The 6,780-nt window shown below is 65.8% G+C and carries 8 protein-coding genes; 4 read left to right on the top strand and 4 right to left on the bottom strand.

Annotation, left to right across the window (positions count from 1 at the left end; translation table 11 throughout):
• Nucleotides 1–136: helix-turn-helix domain-containing protein (locus ACR2JI_RS09550; protein ID WP_526389839.1), on the top strand; the 136-nt coding region annotated here is incomplete at its 5' end.
• 62 nt (nucleotides 137–198) lie between these two features.
• Here the strand turns inward: ACR2JI_RS09550 and ACR2JI_RS09545 are convergent.
• Genes ACR2JI_RS09545 through sp36 form a run of 3 tightly spaced genes read right to left on the bottom strand, consistent with a single transcriptional unit; the run spans nucleotide 199 to nucleotide 1,653 of the window.
• A complete protein-coding gene (locus ACR2JI_RS09545) occupies nucleotides 199–972 on the bottom strand; it encodes an MBL fold metallo-hydrolase (protein WP_526389838.1) in 774 nt (257 codons plus the stop codon).
• Between the two features lie 7 nt (nucleotides 973–979).
• Entirely contained in the window at nucleotides 980–1,495 is a 516-nt protein-coding gene (locus ACR2JI_RS09540; protein ID WP_526389837.1) for a RidA family protein, read from the bottom strand.
• Nucleotides 1,492–1,653, bottom strand: a complete 162-nt coding sequence (sp36, locus tag ACR2JI_RS09535) for a Sp36 family protein (RefSeq protein WP_293307002.1) — start codon at nucleotides 1,651–1,653, stop codon at nucleotides 1,492–1,494. The genes ACR2JI_RS09540 and sp36 overlap by 4 nt, the downstream gene beginning before the upstream one ends.
• A 58-nt stretch (nucleotides 1,654–1,711) precedes the next feature.
• Here sp36 and bagA point away from each other — a divergent pair, with 58 nt between their 5' ends.
• Both bagA and bagB read left to right on the top strand, forming a co-directional pair.
• Nucleotides 1,712–2,725, top strand: coding sequence for an ATPase BagA (gene bagA, locus ACR2JI_RS09530; protein ID WP_526389836.1), 1,014 nt, complete (start codon nucleotides 1,712–1,714; stop codon nucleotides 2,723–2,725).
• 13 nt (nucleotides 2,726–2,738) lie between these two features.
• Nucleotides 2,739–3,857, top strand: a complete 1,119-nt coding sequence (gene bagB, locus ACR2JI_RS09525; protein ID WP_526389835.1) for an ATPase BagB — start codon at nucleotides 2,739–2,741, stop codon at nucleotides 3,855–3,857.
• Here the strand turns inward: bagB and ACR2JI_RS09520 are convergent.
• Nucleotides 3,854–4,165 (bottom strand): WhiB family transcriptional regulator, encoded by a 312-nt coding sequence (locus ACR2JI_RS09520; protein WP_526389834.1) that lies wholly within the window; start codon nucleotides 4,163–4,165, stop codon nucleotides 3,854–3,856. The two genes, bagB and ACR2JI_RS09520, sit on opposite strands and share 4 nt — an antisense overlap.
• 327 nt (nucleotides 4,166–4,492) lie before the next feature.
• On the opposite strand from ACR2JI_RS09520, the gene ponA2 reads away from it, so the two are divergent.
• Nucleotides 4,493–6,780, top strand: a 2,288-nt coding sequence (gene ponA2 / locus ACR2JI_RS09515) for a transglycosylase/D,D-transpeptidase PonA2 (RefSeq protein ID WP_526389833.1), incomplete at its 3' end; no start/stop codon positions are given.

Genomic DNA, 6,780 nt, shown 5'->3' with positions numbered 1-6,780 from the left:
CGCCCAGCTTGTCGGTGCCTCCCGGGAAACCGTCAACAAGGCCCTCGCCGATTTCGCCCATCGCGGCTGGATTCGTCTGGAAGGCAAGAGCGTTCTGATCTGCGACTCCGAGCGACTGGCCCGCCGAGCGAGGTAAGACTCGCGTAGCGAGGCGCAACCGAGCGAGTTCACGACACCGTGCCCGCTGACGCCCGAGTCTCACTCTGGGCGCAGGTAATCCAATTGAGCGCGCACCGACTGCTCGGCCGCCTCCCATAGCTTCTCGTCGACGTCGGCATAGACGTGCTCGACAACCTGACGAGCGGTGGCATCCTCACCGAGAGTCCGCAACGCCTCCCGGACCTGTCCCAGCCGTTCCTCACGGTGCGCCAGATACATAGCGGCGACGGCTGACACATCATGGAGTTCGGGACCGTGCCCGGGTAACACGGTCAGTGAACCCAAACCCTGCAATCGGCGCAGTGACTCCAGGTAGTCGGCAAGATTCCCGTCCTCGCCGTCGATGACGGTGGTGCCGCGCCCCAGCACGGTGTCGGCGGTCAGGACGGCGTCGTCGAGAACGAAGCTCAGCGAATCCGATGTGTGGCCGGGCGTCGCCATCACGGTGATCCGCACACCGGCGGCCTCGATCACCTCGCCGTCACTCAGCGGACCGCCCAGTCCGCGCAGAAAGCCGCTGCCCACCGAACGCACCGTGGCGCCGGATGCGGCGACGAGCCGGTCGATCCCCTCGGTGTGGTCACCATGTCGATGACTGATGAGCACCAGGGGAATTCGGCCCGCTGCGGCCAGCCTGGTGATGTGCGTGTCGTCATCGGGTCCTGGGTCGACGACGACGAAATCGTCGCTGCCCGGACCCCGAAGTAGCCAGGTGTTGGTTCCGTCCAGTGTCATGTGACCGGGGTTGTCGCACAGTAGAACCGAGGCCGTCTCAGTGACCGGCCGCAGGATTCCGTATGCGGGGTGGCTCACCCGACCCCTATCCGACCTCGACGATGAGTTCAACCTCCACCGGTGCGTCCAGGGGCAGTTCGGCCACACCGACCGCCGAACGGGCGTGGATGCCGGCATCGCCGAACACCTCGCCCAGGAACTCCGAAGCGCCGTTGACCACGCCGGGCTGGCCGGCGAAGCCGGGGGCCGAGGCGACGAAGCCGACGACCTTGACCACCCGTCGCACCGCGTCGATACCGACCAGCGCGTCGATCGCCGCGAGGGCATTGAGCGCGCAGGTCCGGGCGGCCGCCTTGGCGTCCTGCGGGGTGACCTTCGACCCGACCTTGCCGGCATGGGTGAGTTCACCGGCCACCAGTGGCAGCTGACCGGAGGTGTAGACGAGGTTGCCGGTCTGCACCGCGGGCACGTAAGCGGCCAACGGTTTCGTCACCGGGGGCAGGGTGACGCCGAGTTCGGTGAGCCGCGCAGTGACCTTCCCCGAGTCGCTGCGCTCTCCCCCGCGAGCGGGGGGTGCCCCCTGCCCGCCGGCGCTGCTCACTTCGGTCGTTTGAGGTAGGCGACGTGCTGTTCACCGGTCGGGCCGTTGAGCACCGAGACAAGTTCCCAGCCGTCAGCACCCCACTGGTCGAGGATCTGCTTGGTCGCATGGGTCAGCAGCGGCACGGTCGCGTACTCCCACGTAGTTGGTTGACTCATGAGCCGCAGCCTACTCAAGTGGCCGAAGGCCCTCTGCCACCTTGGATAGAGTGGACCGATGGCGACCAATGACGGCAGCCCCGTCGGCTGGCCCTCCCGGCTGACCAAGGCCCGACTCCATTTCGTCACGGGTAAAGGCGGAACCGGTAAGACCACGGTCGCAGCTGCGCTGGCGTTGACGCTGGCGGCGGGTGGCCGAAAGGTGCTGTTGGTGGAAGTCGAAGGGCGCCAAGGAATTGCGCAGCTTTTCGACGTCCCGCCCCTGCCCTACGAGGAGGTCAAGGTGGCCACCGCCGAGGGTGGCGGGCACGTCAACGCGCTGGCCATCGATATCGAGGCGGCGTTCCTGGAGTACCTCGACATGTTCTACAACCTGGGCATCGCCGGGCGGGCGATGCGCCGGGTCGGCGCCATCGAGTTCGCCACCACCATCGCGCCGGGCCTTCGGGACGTCCTGTTGACCGGCAAGATCAAGGAGGCGGCGACCCGGCTGGACGCCAAGAAGCGGCCGGCGTACGACGCCATCGTCGTGGACTCCCCGCCGACGGGCCGCATCTCACCGTTCCTCGACGTCACCAAGGCGCTCTCCGATATCGCCAAGGGCGGCCCGGTGCACTCCCAGGCCGAGGGCGTCGTGCGGCTGCTGCATTCCGAGCAGACCGCGATCCACCTGGTGACACTGCTCGAAGCACTGCCGATCCAGGAGACCATCGAGGCGATCCACGAACTTGAGGAACTGGAGCTGCCGATCGGCAGTGTGATCGTCAACCGCAATATCCCGTTGTTCCTGCCGCCCAAGGACCTCGCCAAAGCGGCCGGGGGCGTGATCGACGCCGACGCGGTGCGGGCCGGGCTTACCCAGGCCGGGATCACATTGAGCGACGCGGATTTCGCCGGGCTGCTGACCGAGACCATCGAACACGCGACCCGGATTCAGGCCCGCCGGGAAAGCGCACTCGAACTCAAAAACGTGCACGCTCCACAGTTGGAGCTACCCACCATCCCCGATGGTGTTGATCTGGGCAGCCTCTACGAACTTGCGGAAATTCTTGCCCAACAGGGCGTCAGGTGAAAGCGATGATCCGATGAGCTCAGCACCTGCGGTCCTTGACATGAAGTCCATCCTGTCCGACAAGTCCAACCGAGTGGTCGTGTGCTGTGGGGCGGGCGGCGTCGGCAAGACCACCACCGCGGCCGCCATGGCTCTGCGGGCCGCCGAGTACGGCCGCACGGTCGTGGTGCTGACGATCGACCCGGCCAAGCGGCTCGCGCAGGCGCTGGGCATCAGGGAACTCGGCAATACCCCACAGCAGGTACCGCTGGGGCCCGATGTCTCCGGCGAGTTGTACGCGATGATGCTCGACATGCGGCACACGTTCGACGAGATGGTGATCGAACACTCCGGACCTGAACGCGCACAAGCGATTTTGGACAACAAGTTCTATCAGACCGTCGCGACATCCCTGGCCGGCACGCAGGAGTACATGGCCATGGAGAAGCTGGGCCAGTTGCTGGCCGAGGACCGATGGGATCTGGTGGTTGTCGACACCCCGCCCTCGCGGAACGCGCTGGACTTCCTGGACGCGCCCAAGCGGCTGGGCAGTTTCATGGACAGCCGGCTCTGGCGGCTGCTACTCGGTCCCGGCAGCGGATTCGGCAAGCTGGTGGCCGGCGTGATGGGCCTGGCGATGAAGGCGATGTCCACAATTCTGGGCTCGCAGATGCTCTCCGATGCCGCCGCCTTCGTGCAGTCGCTGGACTCCACCTTCGGCGGGTTCCGCGAAAAGGCGGACCGCACCTACGAACTGCTCAAGCGGCGCGGGACCCAATTCGTGGTGGTCTCGGCGGCCGAACCCGACGCGCTTCGCGAGGCGACCTTCTTCGTCGATCGGCTTTCCGATGAGGGCATGCCGCTGGCCGGGCTGATTCTCAATCGAACCCATCCGATGCTCAGTGCGCTGGCTGTCGAACGCGCCATCGACGGCGCTGATCAATTGGAGGCGTCCAAGGACGCGTTGACCGCCGGGGTGCTGCGAATCCACGCCGACCGTGGTCAGACCGCCAAGCGGGAGGTGCGATTGCTATCGCGGTTCACCGGCGCCAACCCGCATGTGCGGGTGGTCGGTGTGCCGTCACTGCCGTTCGATGTGTCCGACCTCGTCGCACTGCAGGCGATCGCCGATCAGATCACCGGCGAGGTCTAGCTGACGCTGCGGTGCTTGCGCTGCGTGGCGAAGAACTCAGCCCAGGAGACGACGTCGGGGTGCTGCTTGAGCAGGGCCCGGCGCTGCCGCTCGGTCATGCCGCCCCACACGCCGAACTCCACCCGGTTGTCCAGGGCGTCAGCCCCGCACTCTGCGATAACGGGACAGTGCCGACAGATCACGGCGGCCTTGCGCTGGGCAGCACCTCGAACGAAGAGTTGGTCCGGGTCGGTGGCCCGGCACAGGGCTTGAGACACCCAGGCGATCCGGGCCTCCCCCTCCGCGCCGTTGAGTGAACCCTGCAGCATTACTGTCCGGCGAGCGGCGAGCCGAGTACCCGACACGGGCGACCCCCTTCGTTAAAGCCGCCTTTCAGCGGCGATCCCTCGGGCGAGACCGCGTCACTGCGATCTGCACCACATTGCGACAGGAGTGTTACCTATATCGCACTGTGTGCTTAAGTTAGGTGGTCAGATATCGATTTGGCAACAGTCAGATCTCAGCTTTTTTGGAACAAGCGTCCAATCTCATCATGAACTGCACTTTTGTTCCCCCGGGGCCGTTTCTCGGCGTTATCTACCCGGCACCGCCAGATGGTCGCCGGGCTTCCCGGGGCCCTCAGTAGGGTGTACCCCATGTCGCAACGCCCGCCGGCCGGGCCCACGCTGATCAAGCTGGCATGGACCTGCCTGCTGGCCAGTGTGCTCGTCGCGGCACTGCTGTTCCCCCTGGCCGGCGGAGTGGGCCTGATGTCCAACCGGGCCTCCGACATCGTGGCCAACGGATCGGCCCAACTCCTCCAGGGCGACGTTCCCGCGGTGAGCACCATGGTCGACTCCAAGGGCAACACCATCGCCTGGCTGTACTCCCAGCGCCGGTTCGAGGTGACCAGCGACAAGATCGCCGACACCATGAAACTGGCCATCGTCTCGATCGAGGACAAGAGGTTCGCCGAGCACAACGGTGTGGACTGGAAAGGCACGCTGACCGGTCTGGCGGGCTATGCATCCGGAGACGTGGGTACCCGCGGCGGGTCCACCATCGAGCAGCAGTTCGTCAAGAACTACCAGTTGTTGGTCGTCGCGCAGACCGACGCGGAACGTCGTGCCGCGATAGCCCCTACCCCGGCTCGCAAGCTCCGTGAGATCCGGATGGCGTTGACGCTGGACCGGATGCTGAGCAAGCCGGAGGTCCTGACCAGGTATCTGAACCTGGTGTCATTCGGCAACGGCGCGTTCGGAATCCAGGACGCCGCACAGACCTACTTCGGCATCGACGCCTCCGCGTTGAACTGGCAGCAGTCCGCCTTGCTGGCCGGCCTGGTGCAGTCGACCAGCACGCTGAACCCCTACATCAATCCGGATGGAGCGCTGGCCCGGCGAAATCTGGTGCTGGACACCATGATCGAGCAGCTGCCGGACAAGACCGATGAACTGCGCGCCGCCAAGCAGCAGCCGCTGGGGATTCTGGCTCGGCCCAATGAACTGCCACGCGGTTGTATCGCCGCCGGTGACCGCGCCTTCTTCTGCGACTACGTGCAGGAGTACCTGGCTCGGGCCGGGCTGAGCAAGGAGCAGATCGCCAAGGGCGGCTACATGATCAAGACCACCCTGGACCCCGACGTTCAGGCCGACGCCAAGAAAGGCGTGGACTCCTACGCTTCGTCGGACCTCACCGGGGTCGCCAGCGTGATGAACGTCCTACTACCCGGCAAGACCAGTCATCCCCTCGTCGCGATGGTCAGCAACCGCACCTACGGTCTCGACACCCAAGCCGGACAAACCGTTCAGCCACAACCCTTCTCACTGGTCGGCGATGGCGCCGGGTCAATCTTCAAGATCTTCACCACGGCCGCCGCGCTGGACCTTGGTCTGGGCATCAACGCGATCCTCGACGTGCCCGCCCGCTTCGACGCCAAGGGCCTCGGCGAGGGCGGCGCCCGAGGCTGCCCCAAGGAGACGTGGTGCGTGGAGAACTACAAGGATCCGCGCAATCTGACAATGAGCGTGACCGAGGCACTGTCCAAGTCGCCCAATACCGCGTTCGCCAAACTCATCTCACAGGTCGGGGTGTCCCGCAGTGTCGACATGGCCGTAAAACTCGGACTGCGTTCCTATGCAGACCCCGGGACCGCACGGGCGTATGACCCGGACAACAACGAGAGCCTGGCCGACTTCATCAAGCGGCAGAACATCGGCTCGTTCACCCTCGGCCCGTTCGAAGTCAACGCATTGGAGTTGGCGAACGTCGCCACCACGCTGGCCTCCGGGGGGATGTGGTGCCCACCCAACCCTGTCGACAAGGTGTATGACAGGCGCGGAAACGAGGTGGCCGTCAACGCGGAGTCCTGCGAGCAGGTGGTCCCCGAGGGTCTGGCCAACACGCTGTCGAACGCGATGAGCAAAGACGTCATCAGCGGCACCGGCGCCGGGGCGGCCAGTTCGGTGGGGTGGACGCTGCCGATGGCGGGCAAGACCGGCACCACCGAAGCTCACCGCTCAGCCGGGTTCCTCGGCTACACCAACCGCTACGCGGCGGTGAACTACATCTACGACGACTCCCCGGACCCGACCGACCTGTGCTCCTACCCGCTACGCCAGTGCGGTGACGGCGACCTCTTCGGCGGCAAAGAGCCGGCACTGACCTGGTTCGCCGCCATCGATCCGATCGCCACGAGATTCGGCGATGTAACCATGGCCCCGACCGATCCCCGCTACGTCGACGGCGCCCCCGGTTCCCGGATCCCGAGCGTCAACGGCATGGGTCAGGACCGGGCCCGGGAAGAGTTGCGCGCCGCCGGCTTCCAGGTGGCCGACGGCGTCAGCATGGTCAACAGCACCGCCTCGGCCGGAACCGTGGTCGGCACCTCGCCCGGCGGTCAGACGGTGCCGGGAATCATCGTCACGTTGATTGTGAGCAACGG

Source organism: Mycobacterium sp., assembly GCF_051006775.1.
Taxonomy (GTDB): Bacteria; Actinomycetota; Actinomycetes; order Mycobacteriales; family Mycobacteriaceae; genus Mycobacterium.
This window is presented reverse-complemented; position numbering and strand designations above follow the sequence as displayed.

Bases quoted from the DNA above. Each gene is read 5' to 3' on its own strand.
- sp36 (WP_293307002.1), bottom strand. From the start codon at position 1,653: ATGAGTCAACCAACTACGTGGGAGTACGCGACCGTGCCGCTGCTGACC.
- bagA (WP_526389836.1), top strand. From the start codon at position 1,712: ATGGCGACCAATGACGGCAGCCCCGTCGGCTGGCCCTCCCGGCTGACC.
- bagB (WP_526389835.1), top strand. From the start codon at position 2,739: ATGAGCTCAGCACCTGCGGTCCTTGACATGAAGTCCATCCTGTCCGAC.
- ACR2JI_RS09520 (WP_526389834.1), bottom strand. From the start codon at position 4,165: ATGCTGCAGGGTTCACTCAACGGCGCGGAGGGGGAGGCCCGGATCGCC.